At 57.6% G+C, this 21,592-nt stretch carries 24 protein-coding genes; 21 read left to right on the forward strand and 3 right to left on the reverse strand.

The window, feature by feature from the left end; all coding sequences use genetic code 11:
• Positions 1-29 precede the first annotated feature (29 nt).
• The 15 genes from yjdN (at position 30) to phnP (ending at position 11,544) form a co-directional block, all read left to right on the forward strand.
• A complete protein-coding gene (gene yjdN / locus OGV89_RS00115; protein WP_003031832.1) occupies positions 30-479 on the forward strand; it encodes a VOC family metalloprotein YjdN in 450 nt (149 codons plus the stop codon).
• Positions 480-611: 132 nt separating this feature from the next.
• On the forward strand, positions 612-1,400 hold the full coding sequence (gene phnC / locus OGV89_RS00120; protein WP_003841124.1) for a phosphonate ABC transporter ATP-binding protein: 789 nt from the start codon (positions 612-614) through the stop codon (positions 1,398-1,400).
• Between the two features lie 155 nt (positions 1,401-1,555).
• Positions 1,556-2,572 (forward strand): phosphonate ABC transporter substrate-binding protein, encoded by a 1,017-nt coding sequence (gene phnD / locus OGV89_RS00125; RefSeq protein ID WP_003841122.1) that lies wholly within the window; start codon positions 1,556-1,558, stop codon positions 2,570-2,572.
• Between the two features lie 104 nt (positions 2,573-2,676).
• Positions 2,677-3,456, forward strand: a complete 780-nt coding sequence (phnE, locus tag OGV89_RS00130) for a phosphonate ABC transporter, permease protein PhnE (protein ID WP_003841119.1) — start codon at positions 2,677-2,679, stop codon at positions 3,454-3,456.
• A gap of 20 nt (positions 3,457-3,476) precedes the next feature.
• Positions 3,477-4,202, forward strand: a complete 726-nt coding sequence (gene phnF / locus OGV89_RS00135) for a phosphonate metabolism transcriptional regulator PhnF (protein ID WP_044702161.1) — start codon at positions 3,477-3,479, stop codon at positions 4,200-4,202.
• Positions 4,203-4,655, forward strand: coding sequence for a phosphonate C-P lyase system protein PhnG (gene phnG, locus OGV89_RS00140; RefSeq protein ID WP_048241771.1), 453 nt, complete (start codon positions 4,203-4,205; stop codon positions 4,653-4,655).
• Positions 4,652-5,236 (forward strand): phosphonate C-P lyase system protein PhnH, encoded by a 585-nt coding sequence (gene phnH / locus OGV89_RS00145; protein ID WP_003031824.1) that lies wholly within the window; start codon positions 4,652-4,654, stop codon positions 5,234-5,236. Before phnG ends, phnH begins: the two co-directional genes overlap by 4 nt.
• Complete coding sequence (locus OGV89_RS00150; RefSeq protein ID WP_061549240.1) at positions 5,236-6,303, forward strand: carbon-phosphorus lyase complex subunit; 1,068 nt, start codon at positions 5,236-5,238, stop codon at positions 6,301-6,303. The genes phnH and OGV89_RS00150 overlap by 1 nt, the downstream gene beginning before the upstream one ends.
• Before the next feature lie 46 nt (positions 6,304-6,349).
• On the forward strand, positions 6,350-7,141 hold the full coding sequence (phnJ, locus tag OGV89_RS00155) for an alpha-D-ribose 1-methylphosphonate 5-phosphate C-P-lyase PhnJ (protein ID WP_231040655.1): 792 nt from the start codon (positions 6,350-6,352) through the stop codon (positions 7,139-7,141).
• The gene (gene phnK / locus OGV89_RS00160; protein ID WP_286557959.1) at positions 7,138-7,896 is read left to right on the forward strand and encodes a phosphonate C-P lyase system protein PhnK; all 759 of its coding nucleotides are present in this window, start codon (positions 7,138-7,140) and stop codon (positions 7,894-7,896) included. Before phnJ ends, phnK begins: the two co-directional genes overlap by 4 nt.
• Positions 7,897-7,985: 89 nt before the next feature.
• A complete protein-coding gene (phnL, locus tag OGV89_RS00165) occupies positions 7,986-8,666 on the forward strand; it encodes a phosphonate C-P lyase system protein PhnL (protein ID WP_003841104.1) in 681 nt (226 codons plus the stop codon).
• Positions 8,663-9,799, forward strand: coding sequence for an alpha-D-ribose 1-methylphosphonate 5-triphosphate diphosphatase (phnM, locus tag OGV89_RS00170; RefSeq protein WP_003031811.1), 1,137 nt, complete (start codon positions 8,663-8,665; stop codon positions 9,797-9,799). The genes phnL and phnM overlap by 4 nt, the downstream gene beginning before the upstream one ends.
• Positions 9,800-9,801: 2 nt before the next feature.
• Positions 9,802-10,356 carry a ribose 1,5-bisphosphokinase gene (gene phnN, locus OGV89_RS00175; protein ID WP_003841102.1) on the forward strand — a complete coding sequence of 185 codons (555 nt, stop codon included), beginning with the start codon at positions 9,802-9,804 and terminating at the stop codon, positions 10,354-10,356.
• Complete coding sequence (gene phnO / locus OGV89_RS00180) at positions 10,343-10,777, forward strand: aminoalkylphosphonate N-acetyltransferase (protein WP_003031809.1); 435 nt, start codon at positions 10,343-10,345, stop codon at positions 10,775-10,777. The genes phnN and phnO overlap by 14 nt, the downstream gene beginning before the upstream one ends.
• Positions 10,778-10,785: 8 nt before the next feature.
• Positions 10,786-11,544 carry a phosphonate metabolism protein PhnP gene (gene phnP, locus OGV89_RS00185; protein WP_003841100.1) on the forward strand — a complete coding sequence of 253 codons (759 nt, stop codon included), beginning with the start codon at positions 10,786-10,788 and terminating at the stop codon, positions 11,542-11,544.
• A gap of 201 nt (positions 11,545-11,745) precedes the next feature.
• Here phnP and yjdP read toward each other — a convergent pair whose 3' ends face one another.
• Positions 11,746-12,075 carry a DDRRRQL repeat protein YjdP gene (gene yjdP / locus OGV89_RS00190; RefSeq protein WP_003031807.1) on the reverse strand — a complete coding sequence of 110 codons (330 nt, stop codon included), beginning with the start codon at positions 12,073-12,075 and terminating at the stop codon, positions 11,746-11,748.
• Positions 12,076-12,144: 69 nt separating this feature from the next.
• The gene (locus OGV89_RS00195; RefSeq protein WP_200022713.1) at positions 12,145-14,409 is read right to left on the reverse strand and encodes a hybrid sensor histidine kinase/response regulator; all 2,265 of its coding nucleotides are present in this window, start codon (positions 14,407-14,409) and stop codon (positions 12,145-12,147) included.
• Between the two features lie 114 nt (positions 14,410-14,523).
• On the opposite strand from OGV89_RS00195, the gene OGV89_RS00200 reads away from it, so the two are divergent.
• The 6 genes from OGV89_RS00200 to OGV89_RS00225 all read left to right on the forward strand — a co-directional run bounded on the left by OGV89_RS00200 (position 14,524) and on the right by OGV89_RS00225 (position 20,745).
• Entirely contained in the window at positions 14,524-16,047 is a 1,524-nt protein-coding gene (locus OGV89_RS00200; RefSeq protein WP_003844755.1) for a sugar ABC transporter ATP-binding protein, read from the forward strand.
• On the forward strand, positions 16,040-17,035 hold the full coding sequence (locus tag OGV89_RS00205) for an ABC transporter permease subunit (protein WP_003031803.1): 996 nt from the start codon (positions 16,040-16,042) through the stop codon (positions 17,033-17,035). Before OGV89_RS00200 ends, OGV89_RS00205 begins: the two co-directional genes overlap by 8 nt.
• Positions 17,036-17,123: 88 nt before the next feature.
• Complete coding sequence (locus tag OGV89_RS00210; RefSeq protein ID WP_096878838.1) at positions 17,124-18,065, forward strand: ABC transporter substrate-binding protein; 942 nt, start codon at positions 17,124-17,126, stop codon at positions 18,063-18,065.
• A gap of 120 nt (positions 18,066-18,185) precedes the next feature.
• Complete coding sequence (locus OGV89_RS00215; RefSeq protein WP_048216941.1) at positions 18,186-18,869, forward strand: D-lyxose/D-mannose isomerase; 684 nt, start codon at positions 18,186-18,188, stop codon at positions 18,867-18,869.
• Between the two features lie 14 nt (positions 18,870-18,883).
• A complete protein-coding gene (locus OGV89_RS00220; RefSeq protein WP_286557963.1) occupies positions 18,884-19,744 on the forward strand; it encodes a ketose 1,6-bisphosphate aldolase in 861 nt (286 codons plus the stop codon).
• The gene (locus OGV89_RS00225; protein ID WP_086529675.1) at positions 19,741-20,745 is read left to right on the forward strand and encodes a carbohydrate kinase family protein; all 1,005 of its coding nucleotides are present in this window, start codon (positions 19,741-19,743) and stop codon (positions 20,743-20,745) included. The genes OGV89_RS00220 and OGV89_RS00225 overlap by 4 nt, the downstream gene beginning before the upstream one ends.
• Positions 20,746-20,832: 87 nt before the next feature.
• On the opposite strand, the gene OGV89_RS00230 is transcribed toward OGV89_RS00225, so the two are convergent.
• The gene (locus OGV89_RS00230; RefSeq protein ID WP_071687593.1) at positions 20,833-21,564 is read right to left on the reverse strand and encodes a response regulator; all 732 of its coding nucleotides are present in this window, start codon (positions 21,562-21,564) and stop codon (positions 20,833-20,835) included.
• Between the last annotated feature and the right edge of the window lie 28 nt (positions 21,565-21,592).

Below are 21,592 nucleotides of genomic sequence, written 5' to 3' on the forward strand. Positions count from 1 at the left end.
ACTGGTTTCTTTTACCTGAGGTAAAGATTATGCCGTTAAGTCCCTATATCTCCTTTGCAGGCAACTGCGCTGACGCTATCGCCTACTATCAAAAAACGTTAGGCGCTGAACTGCTCTACAAAATCAACTTCGGTGAAATGCCCAAATCGGCGCAGGATAGTGAAGATGGTTGCCCTTCAGGCATGAAATTCCCCGACACCGCCATCGCCCACGCCAACCTGCGCGTTGCGGGCAGCGACATCATGATGAGCGATAGCGCCCCGGACGGAAATGCTCACTACTCTGGCTTTACGCTGGTGCTCGACACGCAAAACGTCGATGAAGGCAAACGCTGGTTTGATAACCTGGCAGCAAACGGAAAAATCGAAATGGACTGGCAGGAAACCTTCTGGGCCCACGGTTTCGGTAAAGTGAGCGACCAGTATGGCGTGCCGTGGATGATCAACGTCGTCAAACAACAGCAACCCCCTACAGAGTAATCCAACGGGAGGCCAGCCCTCCCGTACTGTCATCAAATAGCGCTCAACTCTTCATCATCGAGTAACTATCCCTTAACGAAAACGTCACATTGATCCGCCACGATGGGGCCACTTTTTTAGGGAGGCCGCAGCATGCAAACGATTATTCGCGTCGAAAAACTCTCCAAGTCCTTCAATCAACATCAGGCGCTCAATGCGGTTGATCTGAACATCTGTTCCGGTGAGATGGTGGCTCTGCTTGGGCCGTCCGGCTCCGGCAAATCCACCCTTTTACGTCATTTAAGCGGTTTGATCGTCGGTGATAAATCACCCGGTAGCCGCGTCGAGCTGCTGGGCCGCACCGTTCAACATGAAGGCCGCCTGGCGCGCGATATCCGCAAAAGCCGCGCCCACACCGGCTACATCTTCCAGCAGTTCAATCTGGTGAACCGCCTGACAGTGCTGGAGAACGTCCTGATTGGCGCGCTCGGCAGCACGCCGTTCTGGCGTACCTGTTTTAGCTGGTTTACCGCCGAGCAGAAACAGCGTGCATTACAGGCGCTGACCCGCGTGGGCATGGCGCATTTTGCATACCAGCGTGTTTCCACGCTTTCGGGCGGACAACAGCAGCGCGTCGCAATCGCCCGCGCGCTGATGCAGCAGGCCAAAGTGATCCTTGCCGATGAGCCGATTGCCTCACTGGACCCGGAATCCGCCCGCATCGTGATGGACACCCTACGCGACATCAACCAGACCGACGGCATCACCGTGGTCGTCACGCTGCATCAGGTAGATTACGCCCTGCGCTACTGCGAACGCATCGTCGCGCTGCGCCAGGGCAACGTCTTCTTTGATGGCAGCAGCCAGCATTTTGATAACGATCGTTTTGACCATCTTTACCGCAGCATGAACCGCGTCGAACAGAACGCGCAGGCTGCATAGTTCTAAAAAACCAGGCGTTATTGGCGCAGCCAGGCTGGAGACGGCCAGCGCGGAAAAACCGGAGCGTACACGCAGTACGTGAGGATTTTGAGCACTGCCCGGATTCAGGCTGGCAAGTGAAATAGCCTGGAACAATGACTAATTAAGGAAACGACATGAGCTATAAGACAGTTGCCGCGCTGGCTTTCACCAGCATGTTTAGCGTCAGTACCTTGTTAAGCCCGGCGCATGCCGAAGAGCAAGAAAAAGCGCTGAACTTTGGCATTATTTCGACCGAGTCACAGCAAAACCTGAAGCCGCAGTGGGAACCGTTCCTGAAGGACATGGAAAAATCACTGGGCGTGAAAGTGAACGCCTTCTTCGCCCCGGACTACGCCGGGATCATCCAGGGCATGCGCTTTAACAAAGTGGATATCGCCTGGTACGGCAACCTCTCGGCAATGGAAGCGGTGGATCGCGCTAACGGGCAAGTGTTTGCCCAGACCGTCGCCGCCGACGGATCCCCGGGTTACTGGAGTGTGTTGATCGTTAACAAAGACAGTCCGATCAATAACCTGAACGATCTGATCGCCAAACGTAAGGATCTGACCTTCGGCAACGGCGATCCCAACTCAACGTCAGGCTTCCTTGTTCCCGGCTACTACGTCTTTGCCAAAAACAACATCTCCGCGAGCGATTTCAAACGCACCGTTAACGCCGGACACGAAACCAACGCCCTGGCAGTCGCCAACAAGCAGGTCGATGTCGCCACCAACAACACCGAAAACCTCGACAAGCTGAAAACTTCCGCGCCGGAAAAGCTGAAAGAGCTGAAGGTGATCTGGAAGTCACCGCTGATCCCGGGCGATCCGATCGTCTGGCGTAAAAACCTCTCCGAAACCACCAAGGACAAGGTGTACGACTTCTTTATGAATTACGGCAAAACGCCGGAGCAGAAAATCGTACTGGAACGCCTTGGATGGGCACCGTTCCGCGCCTCCAGCGATCTGCAACTGGTACCGATTCGCCAGCTGGCACTGTTTAAAGAGATGCAGGGTGTGAAGGACAACAAAGGGCTGAACGAGGAAGAGAAAACCAGCAAAACCTCGGCGTTGAAAGCGCAGCTCGATGACCTTGACCGTCTGACAGCCGCACTGGGCGCCATGACCAGCGTCACCAAAGCGGTGCAGTAACCCTGGTGCCCGGTGGCGCTTCGCTTACCGGGCCTACGGTGTTTTGTAGGCCGGATAAGACGCCTGCGCCGCCATCCGGCGATAACCTATGCACGGAGCTAAACATGCAAACCATCACCGTCGCCCCGCCCAAACGTAGCTGGTTCTCGCTGCTGAGCTGGGCCATTCTGCTCGCCGTACTGGTGGTCTCGTGGAAAGGTGCCGAAATGGCTCCGCTCACGCTGATCGAAGATTCCGGCAATATGGCAACCTTCGCCGCCGACTTCTTCCCACCGGACTTCAGCCAGTGGCAAGACTATCTCGGTGAAATGGCCGTCACCCTGCAAATTGCCGTCTGGGGGACTGCCCTCGCCGTGGTGCTATCGATTCCCTTCGGCCTGATGTGCGCCGATAACCTGGTGCCGTGGTGGATTTACCAGCCGATGCGCCGCCTGATGGACGCCTGCCGCGCCATCAATGAAATGGTCTTCGCGATGCTGTTCGTGGTCGCCGTCGGGTTAGGGCCATTCGCCGGGGTGATGGCGCTGTTTATCCACACTACCGGGGTACTCTCCAAGCTGCTTTCCGAGGCGGTAGAAGCCATTGAGCCGGGTCCGGTAGAAGGTATTCGCGCCACCGGAGCCAACAAAATTGAAGAGATTCTGTACGGCGTTCTGCCACAGGTCATGCCGCTACTTATCTCCTACTCGCTGTATCGCTTTGAATCCAATGTTCGCTCGGCCACGGTAGTCGGCATGGTGGGCGCAGGTGGTATTGGCGTGACCTTATGGGAAGCGATTCGCGGCTTTCAGTTCCAGCAAACCTGCGCCCTGATGGTGTTAATCATCGTCACCGTCAGCCTGTTGGATTTCCTTTCCCAGCGTTTGCGTAAGCACTTTATCTGATTAGCGAGGCATTGATTGCTATGCACTTGTCTACACATCCGACCAGCTATCCAACGCGTTATCAGGAAATTGCCGCGAGACTTGAGCAGGAGCTACGTCAACATTATCGCTGCGGTGACTATCTGCCCGCCGAGCATCAGCTTGCCGCGCGCTTTGACGTAAACCGCCACACCCTGCGCCGCGCCATTGACCAGTTGGTTGAACGCGGTTGGGTTCAGCGTCGCCAGGGAGTCGGCGTGCTGGTGCTGATGCGCCCGTTCGATTACCCGCTTAATGCCCAGGCACGCTTTAGTCAGAACCTGCTGGACCAGGGCAGCCACCCCACCAGCGAAAAACTGCTGGCGGTGCTGCGTCCGGCCTCCAGCCACATTGCCGATGCGCTCAGCATAAACGAGGGCGATAACGTGATTCACCTGCGCACCCTGCGTCGGGTTAACGGGATCGCACTGTGCCAGATCGACCACTATTTTTCCGACCTCACGCTGTGGCCGCTGCTGCAAGGCTTTAACAGCGGCTCACTGCACGACTATCTGCGCCAACAATCAGGTCTGACGCTGCTGCGCACGCAAACGCGCATCAGCGCCCGCCGCGCGCAGGCCAAAGAGAGCAAGGTGCTGGAAATCCCCAATATGGCGCCGCTGCTGTGCGTGCGCACCCTGAACCACCGTGAAGGCGAAGAACACGCGGCGGAATACTCCGTCAGCCTGACCCGCGCCGACATGATCGAATTCACTATGGAGCACTGAATGCATTTCGATACCGCCACCCGCCAGCGCTGGATGCGCGCCCTGGCTTACAGCAATGCCGATGCCCTGAACGCCCGCATCAACGAGCTCAAACTGACGCCGGACTATGAACTTATCCGCGCACCGGAAAGCGGACTGATGCAGATCCAGGCCCGTATGGGCGGTACCGGTAACCGCTTCTTTGCCGGTGACACCACGCTTACCCGCGCAGTGGTACGCCTGAAGAGCGGCACGCTGGGTTACAGCTACCTGCTGGGACGCAACAAACAACATGCCGAGCAGTGCGCGGTGATTGACGCGCTACTGCAGGAACAAACGCATTTCCAGAACCTAATGGAAACCTTAATTGCCCCGCTGGAAGCGGAACGCGATGCGCTGATTAACGCACGCTGTGCCGAAGTTAACGCCAGCCGGGTCGACTTCTTCACGCTGGTACGCGGAGATAACGCATGACCTTACAGACCGCATTTAATTTACCCGTTCAGGATGCTCAGCAGAGCTTTCGTCGCCTGCTGAAAGCCATGAGCGAACCGGGCGTAATCGTCGCCCTGCATCAGCTGAAACACGGCTGGCAGCCGCTGGGTCTGGCGACCACCAGCGTGCTGCTGACCCTGGTCGATGGCGACACGCCGGTCTGGCTGGCGCCGTCGATGGATAACGATATCGCCCGGCAGAACCTGCGTTTTCACACCAACGCGCCGCTGGTGGATCAACCACAGTTGGCGGCCTTTGCCGTCGCCGACGAACGTATCAGCAGCGAACAGCTTAACGCCCTCTCCGCCGGTTCAGCCGTCGCACCAGAAACCAGCGCCACGCTGATTGTGCAGGTCTCTGGCTTAAGCGGCGGACGCATGCTGCGTCTGACCGGCGCGGGCATCGCCGAAGAGCGCATGATCGCGCCACAGCTGCCGGAATGCCTGATTCACGAACTCACCGAACGCCCGCACCCGTTCCCACTGGGGGTCGATCTGATCCTCACCTGTGGCGAACGCCTGCTGGCTATTCCGCGAACCACCCATGTGGAGGTGTGCTGATGTACGTCGCCGTCAAAGGGGGCGAAAAGGCGATAGCCAACGCCCACGCCCTGCAGGAAAACCGACGCCGGGGCGATGAGACCATTGCTGAACTGAGCGTGGCGCAAATCGAACAGCAGATGAACCTGGCCGTTGATCGGGTGATGACCGAAGGCGGCATCGCCGACCGCGAACTGGCTGCGCTGGCGCTCAAACAGGCCAGCGGCGATAACGTCGAGGCCATCTTTTTGCTCCGCGCCTACCGCACTACGCTGGCAAAGGTCGCTGTCAGCGAACCGGTTAACAGCGCAGAAATGCGCCTTGAGCGCAGAATCTCCGCGGTCTACAAGGATATTCCCGGCGGGCAGCTGTTGGGTCCAACCTATGACTATACCCATCGTCTGCTGGATTTTACCCTGCTGGCGAACGGTGAAGCGCCGCCGCTGCGCACCGCTGAGAGCGAACAAGATGCCTCCCCGCACGTCTTTTCCCTGCTGGCGAACCAGGGCCTGGCTAAACGTGAAGAGGATGATGGCGCAACACCCGACGACATCACCCGCACGCCGCCGGTTTACCCCTGCTCACGCGCTTCACGTCTGCAACAGCTGATGCGTGGTGACGAGGGATATTTGCTGGCGCTGGCCTACTCCACCCAGCGCGGCTACGGGCGCAACCACCCGTTTGCCGCCGAAATCCGTAGCGGCTATGTGGCACTGGAAACCGTACCGGAAGAGCTGGGATTTGCGGTGAACGTCGGCGAACTGCTGATGACGGAATGTGAAATGGTCAACGGATTTGTCGCGCCAGAAAATGAATCCCCCCATTTTACCCGCGGCTACGGGCTGGTGTTCGGTATGAGCGAACGTAAAGCGATGGCGATGGCGCTGGTGGACCGCGCCCTACAGGCAGCCGAATACGATGAAACGGTCACAGGACCGGCGCAGGACGAAGAGTTCGTGCTGGCGCATGCGGATAACGTCGAGGCGGCGGGTTTTGTTTCGCACCTCAAACTTCCCCATTACGTCGATTTCCAGGCCGAACTGGAACTGCTCAAACGCCTGCAACAGGAGGCCACCCGTGACCACTAACCTCTCCGGCTACAACTTTGCCTATCTTGATGAGCAGACCAAACGCATGATCCGCCGCGCAATTCTGAAAGCGGTAGCGATCCCTGGTTACCAGGTACCGTTTGGCGGACGTGAAATGCCGATGCCATACGGATGGGGAACCGGCGGCATTCAACTTACCGCCAGCGTGATTGGCGAGCCGGACGTGCTGAAAGTGATTGACCAGGGCGCGGACGACACCACTAACGCCGTATCGATTCGAAATTTCTTCAAGCGTGTGACCGGAGTGAATACCACTGAGCGTACGGAAGATGCGACGCTGATCCAGACCCGCCACCGCATCCCGGAGACGCCGCTGGTGGAAGGTCAAATAATCATCTTCCAGGTACCGATCCCCGAGCCGCTACGCTTTATCGAACCGCGTGAAACGGAAACTCGCACCATGCACGCGCTGGAAGAGTACGGCATCATGCAGGTGAAACTGTATGAAGATATCGCCCGCTTTGGTCATATCGCCACCACTTACGCCTATCCGGTGAAGGTCAACGACCGCTACGTCATGGACCCGTCGCCCATCCCGAAATTCGACAATCCGAAGATGGACATGATGCCGGCCCTGCAACTGTTTGGCGCAGGCCGCGAAAAACGTATCTATGCCGTTCCACCTTACACTCGCGTGGAAAGCCTCGATTTCGACGATCACCCGTTTACCGTGCAGAGCTGGGATGAACCTTGTGCCATCTGCGGCTCAACCCACAGCTATCTCGATGAAGTGGTGCTCGATGACAGCGGCAAACGCATGTTTGTCTGCTCCGACACCGATTACTGCCGCCAACAGAGCGAGGCCCTCAGCAAATGACGCAACCGCTGCTTTCAGTCAACAACCTGACCCATCTCTACGCGCCGGGCAAGGGCTTCAGCGATGTCTCTTTTGACCTGTGGCCAGGCGAAGTGCTGGGTATCGTCGGCGAGTCCGGTTCTGGCAAAACCACGCTGCTGAAATCGATCTCTTCACGGCTGACGCCGCAGAGCGGTGAGATTTTGTATCAGAACCGTTCGCTGTACGGCATGAACGAAGCCGACCGTCGCCGTCTGCTGCGCACCGAATGGGGCGTGGTGCATCAGCATCCGCTGGATGGCCTGCGCCGTCAGGTCTCCGCCGGCGGCAATATCGGCGAACGCCTGATGGCCACTGGCGCGCGTCACTACGGCGACATCCGCGCCACCGCGCAGCGCTGGCTGGAGGAGGTGGAGATCCCCGCCTCGCGTATCGACGACCTGCCAACCACTTTTTCCGGCGGTATGCAGCAGCGCCTGCAGATCGCCCGCAACCTCGTCACTCATCCCAAACTGATGTTTATGGACGAACCCACCGGCGGGCTGGACGTTTCGGTACAGGCCAAACTGCTGGACCTGCTGCGCGGCCTGGTGGTGGAACTGGATCTTGCAGTGGTCATTGTCACCCACGATTTGGGTGTGGCGCGTCTGCTGGCAGACCGTTTGCTGGTGATGAAGCAGGGTCAGGTGGTGGAAAGTGGGTTAACCGACCGCGTGCTCGACGACCCGCACCATCCGTACACCCAGTTGTTGGTGTCGTCCGTTTTGCAAAATTAAACATCGGATGCCGGATGGCAGCTTACGGGGCGCTTTTTGTAGGCCGGATAAGCACAGCACCATCCGGCAATAAGAACCATGAGGCTCAAATGATCCGCGTTGAAAATGTCAGTAAAACCTTTGTCCTGCATCAGCAAAACGGCGTGCGTCTGCCGGTGCTGCAAAACGCCACGCTGGAAGTGAAAAATGGCGAATGCGTGGTGCTGCACGGTCACTCGGGTAGCGGCAAGTCCACGCTGCTGCGATCGCTGTACGCCAACTATCTGCCGGATGAAGGACACATCCACATTCGCCACAGCGATGAGTGGGTCGATCTGGTGCAGGCCCCGGCGCGCAAAGTGTTGGAAGTTCGCCGTTCAACCATCGGCTGGGTAAGCCAGTTCCTGCGCGTAATCCCGAGGATTTCCGCGCTGGATGTGGTGATGCAACCGCTGCTGGATCTGGGTGTCTCCCGTGAGGAGTGTGCAGCCAAAGCGGCTAACCTGCTTACCCGCCTGAACGTGCCGGAGCGGCTGTGGCATTTGGCACCGTCGACCTTCTCCGGCGGCGAACAGCAGCGCGTCAACATCGCCCGCGGGTTTATCGTCGATTACCCGATTCTGCTGCTCGATGAACCCACCGCCTCGCTGGACGCCAAAAATAGCGCCGCCGTCGTCGCATTGATTGAAGAAGCAAAAGCCCGCGGCGCAGCAATTGTCGGTATTTTTCACGATCAAACCGTGCGCGACCGCGTAGCGGATCGTCTGCATCTGATGGGAACAACAGCATGATTATCAATAATGTAAAGCTGGTACTGGAAGATGACGTGGTGCAAGGATCGCTGGAAATCGAGGGCGGGGTCATTCGCGCCTTTGCTGAAAGTCCGAGCAGCCTACCTGAGGCGCTGGACGGCGAAGGCGGCTGGCTGCTGCCAGGGCTTATCGAGCTGCATACCGATAATCTCGACAAATTTTTTACCCCGCGCCCGAAGGTAGACTGGCCTGCCCACTCGGCAATGAGCAGCCACGACGCGCTAATGGTCGCCAGCGGCATTACCACCGTGCTGGACGCAGTGGCGATTGGCGATGTGCGCGACGGTGGTGACCGTCTGGAAAATCTGGAGAAGATGATCAACGCGGTGGAAGAGACGCAAAAGCGTGGGGTCAATCGCGCCGAGCACCGCCTGCACCTGCGCTGCGAGCTGCCGCATCACACTACCCTGCCGCTGTTTGAAAAACTGGTTGGTCGTGAGCCGGTGACGCTGGTGTCGCTGATGGATCATTCCCCCGGCCAGCGTCAGTTCGCCAATCGTGAGAAGTACCGCGAGTATTATCAGGGCAAGTATTCGCTCACCGACGAGCAGATGGCCCGTTATGAAGAAGAACAGTTAGCGCTGGCTGCGCGTTGGTCACAGCCCAACCGCACGGCGATTGCCCAGATGTGCCGTGAGCGCCAGATTGCGCTGGCGAGCCATGACGATGCCACCTGCGATCATGTGCTCGAATCGCATCAACTTGGCAGCGTGATCGCCGAATTTCCCACAACTTTCGAAGCCGCCGATGCCTCACGCCAGCATGGCATGAACGTGCTGATGGGCGCACCTAACATCGTGCGCGGCGGTTCTCACTCCGGCAACGTGGCGGCACATAGGCTGGCTGAGCTGGGGCTGCTGGATATTCTCTCCTCCGACTACTACCCCGCCAGCCTGCTCGATGCGGCATTTCGCGTAGCGGATGACGACGCTAACCGCTTTACGCTGTCGCAGGCTATTCGTCTGGTGACCCGCAATCCGGCGCGGGCCTTAAATCTCGACGATCGCGGCGTTATTGCCGAAGGTAAACGCGCGGATCTGGTGCTGGCGCATCGCAAAGGCGGCAACATCCATATCGACCACGTCTGGCGTCAGGGCAAAAGGGTATTCTGACTATGGGTAAACTGATCTGGCTGATGGGGCCGTCCGGCTCCGGTAAGGACAGTCTGCTGGCAGAATTGCGCCAGCAGGAACCGGCGCAACTGCTGGTGGCGCATCGCTACATCACCCGTGCCGCCAACGCCGGGAATGAAAATCATATTGCGCTAAGTGAACCAGAGTTTTTTACCCGCGCCGGGCAGAATCTGCTGGCGCTGAGCTGGCACGCCAACGGCTTCTACTACGGCGTCGGCGTGGAGATAGACCTCTGGCTGCACGCTGGTTTTGATGTGGTGGTCAACGGCTCGCGTGCGCATCTGCCCCAGGCGCAGGCCCGTTATGGCGCTTCTTTGCTTCCCATTTGCTTACAGGTTTCTCCGGCAATTCTCCGCCAGCGCCTGCAGGCTCGTGGGCGGGAGAGCGAAACGGAAATCGCCGCCCGTCTTGAACGCGCAGCCCGCTACGCCCCGTATGACTGCCACGTCCTGAATAACGATGGTAGTTTGCTACAGTCTGTCGATACACTGCTCGCACTGATGGGACGCAAGGAGAAGAAACATGTCTGTCTGTGAATTACGCCGCGCCACGCTCTACGATACCGATGCGGTTTACGCGCTCATCTGCGAGTTGAAACAGGGTCAATTTGACCTGCAGGCTTTTAGCGCGGGTTACGCCGCTAATCTGCAAGATGCCAATATGCACTACCAGTTGGCACTGATCGACGGACAGGTCGTCGGCTTGATCGGTCTACACCTGCAGTTTCATCTGCACCACGCCAACTGGATTGGCGAAATCCAGGAACTGGTGGTGATGCCGCAGGCGCGAGGGTTAAGGGTTGGCAGCCAGCTACTGGCCTGGGCCGAAGCCGCCGCACGCGAAGCGGGCGCAGAAGTCACCGAGCTTTCCACCAGCACCCAACGCCTTGACGCACACCGTTTTTACCAGCGCGAAGGCTATACCATGAGCCATTTTCGCTTCACCAAACCGCTGTAGGGGGAGCCATGAGTCTGACCATTACGCTAACGGGAACGGGCGGCGCACAGCTGGTGCCGACATTTGGCTGCGACTGTGCGGCCTGCCAACGAGCACGCTTACAGGCGCAATATCGTCGACGCCCTTGTAGCGGGGTGGTCAAATTCAACAATGCGGTGACGCTGCTGGACGCGGGGATCCCGCATCTGATGGACGACTGGCCAGCGGGCAGCTTCCAGCAGTTTCTGCTGACCCACTATCATATGGATCACGTGCAGGGGCTGTTTCCGCTGCGCTGGGGCGTGGGGGCGACTATCCCGGTGTACGGACCGCCGGATGAACAGGGTTGCGACGATCTGTTTAAGCATCCCGGCATCCTCGATTTTAGCCATACCGTCGCGCCATTCGTAGTGTTTGACCTGCAAGGATTGCAGGTCACGCCGCTACCGCTCAACCATTCAAAGCTGACGTTTGGTTATCTGCTGGAGACCGCACATAGCCGCGTGGCGTGGCTCTCCGATACCGCCGGACTTCCCGACAAGACGCTGAAGTTTCTCCACAATAACCAACCCCAGGTGATTATCATCGACTGCAGCCATGCCCCGCGCGCCGAGCCACCGCGCAATCACTGTGATTTAAATACCGTTATCGCGTTGAACGACATTATCCGCTGTCCACGGGTGATCCTGACGCATATCAGCCATCAGTTCGACCTGTGGATGATGGAAAACCAGCTTCCCGCAGGGTTTGAGGCAGGATATGACGGTATGGAGATTATGCTGGAGTAAGGAAATTTGCCGGATGCGATGAAAACATCTTATCCGGCCGACAAGACGACAGTCAGGCGACTTTTCCATAAGCATAGAGAGATTGCAATGCATACATGCACTGTGCTCAAGTGCATGCATTAACATAAAATGGCGAGATGTTGAGCTGACAGCGAAATCCCTTACAGGGGATAAAATATTCTTACATTTAGATAGTTACAGTTAACGATCGTAATCTTCTTCCATTCTGCGTTCTTCGTCTTCTAACTGACGCCGTTCTTGATCAAGCTGGCGCTGACGGTCATCCAGTTGGCGACGTCGATCTTCAAACTGGCGGCGGCGATTATCATATTGCCTGCGCCGGTCGTCACTCATCTGGCGCTGCCAGCTTTCATCACGGGAATCATCATAATCCCGCCCGTTGTCCGGTTTGTATGCGTCGTTTATCGCCTGCTGAATATTACCAATGGCGTCATCGATAATATCCGCCTGCGCCGATACGGTGGTCAGCATCAGCAAACTAAAAAGAAGGAATGTCGCGGAGCGTTGCATAAAACCAGCCTCATCAAGAAACTCGCCCCACGGTAACCAAAGCGTATTTGCGCGGGTAGCGGAGGAATCTCAATTACGCGAATGCCGCAGCGCCTGCGCCAGTTCTCCCCGGGTAAAAGGCTTACGCAATAGTGCCACATCCGGCAGCGCCGGGTTATGCGCCGGGCGTAAATCCTGACCGCTCATCAGCAGGATGGACAACTGCGGATAATGTGCCTGGGCATGGTTAACCACATCCACGCCGCTTAAACCACCTGGCAGCATTAAGTCGCTGATAAAAATATCAATCTCGGATGAAGCCGCCAGCATATGCATCGCCTGTTCGCCGTTGGCGGCCTCTAACGTCAGGTAGCCCAGCAGGTGTAATTGCTCGCACAACGTCTGGCGTACATCGTCCTCATCCTCGAGCACCAACACCAGTTTTTCATCGTTAGTCGTTGTGTGTTGCGCTACCGCTTCCACTTGAGCCTGCACCGGAACAACGGCGCGAGGCAGTTGCAGCCGGACAGTCGTTCCCTGCCCGGGGGCGCTTTCAATCTCCACCCGGCCACCGGACTGGCGCACAAAACCGTAAACCATCGACAGCCCCAGCCCACTGCCGCTGCCGGTCTGTTTGGTGGTGAAAAAGGGCTCGAAGACCTGCGCTTTCACTGCCTGCGACATCCCACTTCCCTGGTCGGCTACCTCCAGCATCACCATGTCCTGCTTACGCCCATCGCTGCGCGTAACCCGTTGATTCCAGGTACGGATTTTTATCGTGCCCGCCTGCCCGTCCATGGCGTCACGGGCGTTCATCACCAGATTGATAATGGCGTTTTCCAGTTGGCTGACGTCAATCCACGCGGGCCAGGCAGGCGACTGGGCTTCAATCTCCAGCGTCAACGTGGCCGGAAGAGAGTGGCGCATCAGTTCGCCCAGGTTTTCCAGCAAGGTTTTCAGCTCCACCGCATGAGGGTGCAATGACTGTTTGCGCGAAAAGGCCAGCAGCCGTTGGGTAAGCAGCGCCCCGCGCTCGGCGGCTTTTAGCGCCCGATTGACCCGTGGCGCATCGGGCGACTCCGGATTCACCAAATCCAGACTGCCAATAATCACTGCCAGCAGGTTATTGAAATCATGCGCTAATCCACCCGTCAGTTGCCCCACCGCCTTCAGCTTTTGGCTGTGCAACAGCGCTTCTTCCAGCCCCTGACGCTCGGTACGATCGATTTCCATCTGGCTGGTTTTTTCTTTTAGCAGTCGGGTGGTGTGCTCCAGCGATGCCGTATTGCGGGCAAAGACGCTAAAGGCGCGGGCCAGCTCGCCCAGCTCATCGCGCCGCTGCAGGGCCGGGACACTGACGTCTGATTCACCGTGCGCCAGCCGGGTCATCGCCCGCGAAATGGCCGTTAGGTTGGAGCCGAGATTACGGTAGATATACCACCCGGCAAAACCGGTGATCACCACCGCCAGCAGCGCAAACACTAAAATAAACAACGCGCCGGATTGCAGTTCCTGATGGCTTTGCGCCACCCGCTGCTCTGAGATCAGCGCCACCTGCGAGGCATACTGGTTGATATCGCTGTTGAGGATCGCCACCAACGCTTTGATGTGGAACATATACCAATTGATGGCCAAATCGCTTTGCTCCAGCGCGGAGGAGAGCGGCTCCAGCTTATGCAGCTCCTGGTTGAAGTCGTTGAGGATACCACTAATCAGCGGATTGGCATGCTGCAAGGGAAGAGCGGGCATCACCGCATCCAGTTGTTTCACCACCGAACGCGGCGTGGGCGTGTCGATGGCGGCAACAATTAAGCGGTCCATCTGCCCCAGCAGCACATCGTCCTGCGCGCCGGTGAGCTTTTGCAGATGACGTAAATAGCTTTGATTCTGATACAGCGAACTGAGCAGCGCGTTACGTTCCAGGTGCCGCCGCTGACCGCGCTGCAACATCCCTTCCACGCTGCTTTGTAGTTCATTACTGCGCTGGATAATTCGCTCGACCAGCACCGGCTCCTGCTGCGCCAGCGGTGCGGTAGCCAGTTGTTCCAGCGACTGCTTCAGCGCCCTTTGCGTCTCCTGCAGCCGCTCCGCTTCCCCTTTGTATTCCAGCGCCCCGACTACCTGCGACAGCCGCACCGCCGCTGTCGCGACGTTCGCCGTATCCCGTGCCAGGTTCATGCTGCCGGTCATGTCGTCAACGGTTTGCTGCTGCACCTGCTCCTGGATCTGGCTTGCGTGCTGAAACCCCAGCACCGCCACGCCGCTCACCATCAGCGTGACCGCCACCACCAGCAGATTGAAGAACAGCAATCGTCCACGCGCACTGGCGAAAAAGTGACGTCCCGGTTGCGGCATATCACGCTCCGTGAAGAAAAATCGCAATATGACAAATATGAACGGCTTCTGACATTTTGCATTTACATTCCTGTGATGGACTGCTGATATCGGCCACCCCACAGGAGATCCGCCATGAGCAGGACACCGGTTCTGGAGATGCGCAACATTGCTAAAGCGTTTGGCAAATTTTACGCGCTGAAAGGGGTCGATTTAACGGTCTGGCCGGGCGAGATTCATGCCCTGATGGGCGAGAACGGTGCGGGGAAAAGCACCCTGATGAAGATCCTCGCGGGCGCCTATACCGCCACCAGCGGTGAAATCCTGATTGACGGTCAGCCGTTTCACATTCGCGGTCCCAAAGATGCACTCAGCGCAGGCATCACGCTGATTTATCAGGAGATGCAGCTCGCGCCGAACCTGACGGTGGCAGAAAATATCTTTCTTGGCAGCGAGCTGTCGCGCGGCGGTCTGGTCCAGCGTAAAGAGATGGTCATGCAGTCACAGAAAGTCATCGATCGACTCGGCGCCCAGTTTAAGGCCAGCGACCGTGTGATGACGTTGACCATCGCCGAACAGCAGCAGGTTGAAATTGCCCGTGCCCTGCACCGTAACAGCCGCATTCTGGTGATGGATGAACCCACCGCCGCCCTCTCCTCACGTGAAACCCACCGCCTGTTTGAACTGATCATGCGCCTGCGCGATGAGGGGATGGCGATTATCTACATCAGCCACCGCATGGCGGAAGTGTACGAACTCTCCGATCGCGTCAGCGTCCTGCGCGACGGGCAATATGTTGGCAGCCTGACCCGCGACAAGCTCAACGCCTCGGAGCTGGTGCGCATGATGGTGGGCCGTCCGTTGAGCGATCTGTTCAACAAAGAGCGCGATATTCCCTTAGGTAAAGCACGCCTCAACGTCCATCACCTTACCGACGGCCATAAAGTCCAGCCGTGCAGCTTGCTGGTGCGCTCCGGGGAGATCGTCGGCCTGGCCGGGTTAGTCGGCGCAGGGCGTTCTGAACTGGCGCAGCTGATTTTTGGCGTGCGCAAAGCCATCGGCGGCATGATTGAAGTGGACGGTGAACCGGTGGTGATCCACTCCCCGCGCGAAGCAATTGACCACGGCATTGGCTTTCTGACGGAAAACCGCAAAGAGCAGGGATTATTTTTAGAGCTGGCAGCGGCAGAAAACATCACCATGGCAACGCTGGAACGTGACGCGAACTGGGGCATGCTCGATCGCAAAAAGGCGCAGGCGATTTCTGATGACGCCATCAAATTGCTCAATATTCGCGTCCCGCATGCCCAGGTCCGCGCAGGCGGCTTGTCCGGCGGCAACCAGCAAAAGCTGCTGATTTCGCGCTGGGTGGCGATCGGGCCACGCATTTTGATCCTCGATGAACCCACGCGCGGTGTGGACGTCGGCGCCAAAAGCGAGATCTACCGGATCATGAACGATATGGCGCGCAAAGGCGTGGCGATCCTAATGATCTCCAGCGAACTGCCGGAAGTGGTCGGGATGAGCGACCGCGTGTACGTCATGCGCGAAGGCAGTATTGCCGGCGAGCTGAACGGACAAAGTATTACCCAGGAAAATATTATGACGCTGGCAACCGGCGTGAACGACTCCCATCATCAGGCGGTACCCCATGAATAATCCAACCACTCCCCAGCAGGTGGCGAAATCCGCCTCCGCAAAAAAAATGCTGATGAGCGATCTGATGCAAACGGTCGGTATCTTACCGATTCTCATCCTGATAGTGGCGGTGTTTGGCTTTATCGCGCCTAACTTTTTTACCGAGAGTAACCTGCTGAATATTACCCGTCAGGCGTCGATCAACATCGTGCTGGCCGCTGGCATGACCTTCATTATTTTAACCGGCGGCATCGATCTTTCGGTTGGTTCGATTCTCGGCACCACCGCCGTCGCAGCCATGGTGGTTTCTCTCATTCCTGAGTTTGCCATGCTGTCAGTCCCTGCTGCACTGTTGCTCGGCATGGTGCTGGGGTTGTTTAACGGCGCGCTGGTCGCTTTTGCCGGCCTGCCGCCGTTTATCGTCACGCTTGGAACCTATACGGCGCTGCGCGGCGCAGCTTACCTGCTGGCCGACGGCACGACGGTGATTAACTCCAACATCAGCTTTGAGTGGATCGGTAACAACTATCTCGGTCCGGTTCCGTGGCTGGTGGTCATTGCGCTGGCGGTGGTGGTGGTGTGCTGGTTCATTCTTAGGCGCACCACACTCGGCGTTCATATCTATGCGGTTGGCGGCAATATGCAGGCCGCGCGCTTAACCGGGATCAAAGTGTGGCTGGTGCTGCTGTTCGTCTACGGCATGAGCGGTTTGCTCTCAGGTCTTGGCGGGGTGATGAGCGCCTCGCGGCTGTACAGCGCCAACGGCAACTTAGGCATGGGTTACGAGCTGGACGCCATCGCGGCGGTGATCCTCGGCGGCACCAGCTTTGTTGGCGGGATCGGCACCATCACCGGCACGCTGGTGGGGGCGTTGATCATCGCCACGCTCAATAACGGCATGACGCTGATGGGCGTCTCCTATTTCTGGCAATTGGTGATCAAAGGGGCGGTGATCATCATAGCGGTGCTGATCGACAAATACCGTACCCGACACCATCAAAGTGCATAGACAAGCTTACTGGCCTACTCATTCGTAGGCCTGATAAGCGCAGCGCCATCAGGCGTATAACAACAATACCCTACGTGAGGAAACGAGTATGCGTTTGAAGCCATTAGTGACCGCGCTCTGTGCTGGCGCCCTGCTTGCTGCAGCTCCATTTGTGCAGGCAAAAGAACTGAAATCCATCGGCGTTACGGTGGGCGATCTGGCCAACCCGTTCTTCGTGCAGATCACCAAAGGCGCGGAGCTGGAAGCACGCAAACTGGCAGGTGATAGCGTTAAAGTCACGCTGGTTTCCAGCGGCTACGATCTGGGGCAACAGGTGTCGCAAATCGACAACTTTATTGCCGCCAAAGTCGACATGATTATCCTTAACGCCGCCGACTCCAAAGGCATTGGCCCGGCGGTTAAACGCGCGAAAGACGCCGGGATCGTGGTGGTTGCCGTTGACGTAGCGGCGGAAGGCGCAGACGCGACCATTACTTCCGATAACACTCAGGCAGGTGAAATGGCCTGTAAATACATTACCGACCGTCTGAAAGGGAAAGGCAACGTCGTCATCATCAACGGGCCGCCGGTTTCCGCCGTCCAGAACCGTGTGGAAGGCTGCCAGACTGAGTTTAAACGCCACCCGGACATTAAGGTGCTGTCGCATAACCAAAACGCCAAAGGCAGTCGCGAAGGCGGGTTGGAGATCATGACCGCGTTGCTGGCGGCGAATCCGAAGATCGACGGCGTATTCGCCATTAACGATCCCACGGCGATCGGCGCCGATCTGGCGGCAAAACAGGCGCAGCGTAGCGAATTCTTTATTGTCGGCGTAGATGGATCCCCAGACGGTGAAGAAGCGCTGAAGCGCGAAAACTCACTATTTGTGGCGACTCCGGCACAAGATCCGCAGGTGATGGCTGCCAAAGCGGTTGAAATCGGCTATGACATATTGCAGGGGAAATCCGCCCCGAAAGAACCCGTGCTGATCCCAGTGACGATGATCGATAAAAACAACGTCGGCAGTTATAAGGGTTGGACGGTTAAATAGCCCGCCACAACAACGCCGGTTGGCGGCAAAGATGCCTTATCCGGTCTACAAGATCGCTATGAATTTGTAGGCCGGATAAGCGCGGCACCATCCGGCATTATATTAAGGAGGATTCAGCCGATGAAACGCTCCGCAATAAACGAGATCCTTGGCCACACGCGCCAGTTTTTCTCTCAGCACGACGTGCATCTCCCCCCTTTTGCCAGCTTCCCCCCGACCCAATGGCGCAAGCTTGATGCCAGTGCCTGGAGCGAAGTGTTCGACCTTAAGCTCGGTTGGGATGTCACCGCGTTTGGCGGCAACAATTTCGCCGCGCAAGGATTAACGCTGTTCACCCTGCGTAATGGTTCGCCGAAAGGCATGCCTTACGAGAAATGCTACGCCGAGAAAATCATGCATGTTCGTGATGCACAGGTCACGCCGATGCATTTTCACTGGCGCAAACGCGAAGACATTATCAATCGCGGCGGCGGCAATCTCATTGTAGAACTGTGGAATGCAGGGATCCGCGAGCAAACGGAAGACAGCGACGTTAGCGTGGTAATTGACGGCTGTCGGCAAACCCATGCCGCAGGCAGTCAACTGCGCCTGACGCCGGGTGAAAGCATCTGCCTGCCGCCGGGCCTGTATCACAGCTTCTGGGCGGAAGAAGGTTTTGGCGACGTGCTGGTTGGCGAGGTCTCTTCTGTTAATGACGACGACCACGACAACCATTTTCTGCAACCGATTTCCCGCTACAACGACATTGAAGAAGACGAACCGGCGCTGCTGGTGCTGTGTAACGAATATCGCCTGTTCCGCTAACCAAGGAGCACATTATGCCGTTGATCTCACTCGCTGATGGCCTTGCCCATGCCCGCGAGCACCGCTATGCCTTAGGGGCGTTTAACGTTCTGGATTCACATTTCCTGCGCGCGTTGTTTGCCGCAGCAAAGCAAGAACGTTCGCCGTTTATTATCAACATTGCCGAGGTGCATTTTAAATATATCTCGCTAGATTCTCTGGTCGAAGCGGTCAAGTTCGAAGCCGCCAGACATGACATTCCCGTAGTGCTGAATCTTGACCACGGCCTGCACTTTGAGTCGGTGGTGCGAGCGTTAAGCTTAGGTTTCAGCTCAGTGATGTTCGATGGCTCCACGCTGGAGTACGAAGAAAATATCCGTCAGACCCGCGAAGTGGTGAAGATGTGCCACGCCGTCGGCGTGTCGGTGGAAGCTGAGTTGGGCGCAGTCGGTGGCGATGAAGGCGGTGCGCTGTACGGTCATGCCGACGAATCACTGTTTACCGACCCAATGCTGGCGCGTGATTTCGTTGACAGAACCGGGATTGACGCGCTGGCGGTCGCCATTGGCAATGCCCACGGCAAATATAAAGGCGAACCGCTGCTCGACTTCCCGCGTCTGGACACCATTCGCCAGCAGGCGGCAATCCCGCTGGTACTGCACGGTGGCTCCGGCATCAGCGACGACGATTTCAAGCGCGCTATTGAACTCGGCATTCACAAAATCAACTTCTATACCGGCATGTCGCAGGCGGCGCTGTCGGCAGTGGAGACGCGGATGGCGAATCGTCAGCCCTTATATGACGAATTCGCCGAACTGCTGCTCGGCATTGAGGAAGCCATTACCGATACCGTTTCAGAACAGATGCGCATTTTTGGCAGCGCGGGGCGGGTCTGATGGAACGCAAAGGCGTTATCGCCGCAGGCAACATGCTGGTCGATCATGTGCATCAAATTGTGCAGTGGCCGGAACGCGGCTGGTTGGCGGAAATCACCCGTAGCGAACGCGCCACGGGTGGTGCGCCGCTTAATGTGCTGCTGACGCTGGCAAAAATGCACACTGGGCTGCCGTTGCAGGCGGTGGGGTTAATCGGTCAGGATAGCGATGGCGACTACATCATGGCGATGCTGGAGCAGTATCACGTTAATCGCCAACACGTGCAGCGCACGACATTCGCGCCCACGTCAATGTCGCAGGTGATGACCGATCCCAGCGGTCAGCGCACCTTTTTCCACTCGCCGGGTGCCAACAGACTGCTGGATTTGCCCGCTTTTGAGCAACTGGATACCTCGATGAAAATCTTCCATCTGGGATATCTGTTACTGCTCGACAGTCTGGACATGCCGGATAAGGAGTACGGGACGCGTAGCGCAAGGCTGCTGGCGCAAATGCGCGACAACGGCTTTGAAACATCGCTGGATCTGGTCTCACGCAAGGGCGACCCGCGCTACCAGCCACTGGTGATGCCAGCCTTGCGCCATCTCGATTATCTGGTGATTAACGAGCTGGAAGCCGGAGAATTTAGCGGGCTGGAGATCCGCCAGCCCAACGGCGAGCTGCATATCCCGCATATCGCTACCGCCGCGCGCGAATTATTGGATGCAGGGGTACGCCAGCGGGTGGTTATTCACTGTCCGGAAGGTGCCTGGGGTGAAGCGCCGGATCTGCCGGGCGTCTGGATCCCGTCGCAGTACCTGGCGCAGGAAGAGATCGTTGGCAGCGTCGGGGCGGGTGATGCGTTTTGCGCCGGATTCTTGTATGGCTGTCATGAGCGCTGGTCGCTGACGGACAGCGTCAGGTTGGCACACGCCTGTGCGCGGGCAAGCTTGCTGTGCGCCAATGCGATAGACGGCGCGAAGACGCTGGCAGAGTTAAAAGCAGAAATGGTTGACGCCTGATGCGCTGCGCTTATCAGGCCTACGGGATCGTTGTCGCTTTTGTCGGCCGGATAAGACGTTTACGCCGCATCCGGCAAGTGCACACGATCACGCCGCCTTATCGTGATGCTGCACGTCGGCGGCGAATACATAGCCCAACCCGCGCAGGGTTTTGATCAACATCGGTTGATGCGGGTTAATCTCTATTTTTCGCCGCAAGCGCATGATTAACACGTCAATAGTGCGGTCAAACACCTCAACACTGTCGCTACGCGTCAGCTCCAGCAGTTGTTCCCGGCTCAGCACCCGGCGGGCATTTTGAGCCAGCGCCAACAGCAGGCTGTATTCCCCCTGCGTCAACTCCACCTTCAACTGCTGGGGATTACGAAGCTGGCAACCGGCGGTATCGAGATGCCAGCCATTGAAAGAAAGCCCCGTGGTCTGTGGGCCGCCGCTTTCTGCCGTTAACACGCCAACGCGTCTGAGCACCGCCTTTACCCGAGCCACCAGCACCCGCGCATTGAACGGTTTACCGATATAGTCGTCAGCGCCCATTTCCAGCCCGACCACCACATCCGACTCGCTGCCAAGCCCGGTCAGCATCACCACCGGTAATCCGGGCCTCATCTTTTGCACCTGCTGCAGCACCATCAGACCGTTGATATCGGGCAACATCATATCCAGCAATACCAGCGCGATCTCCGGCTGAGTCTCAATGCAGCGCAACGCCTCCTGCCCGGTGTGACAAGCGGTCACCGCAAAGACGTGTTCGTTCAGCACATCCTGTAAAAGCGAGCAGACTGCCACGTCATCATCCACAACCAGAACAACGGGTTTCATCATTCGACTCCGTCCACTTCGTTATCAT

The organism is Citrobacter sp. Cf125, assembly GCF_030333935.1.
In the GTDB taxonomy this organism is placed as follows: Bacteria; Pseudomonadota; Gammaproteobacteria; order Enterobacterales; family Enterobacteriaceae; genus Citrobacter; species Citrobacter freundii.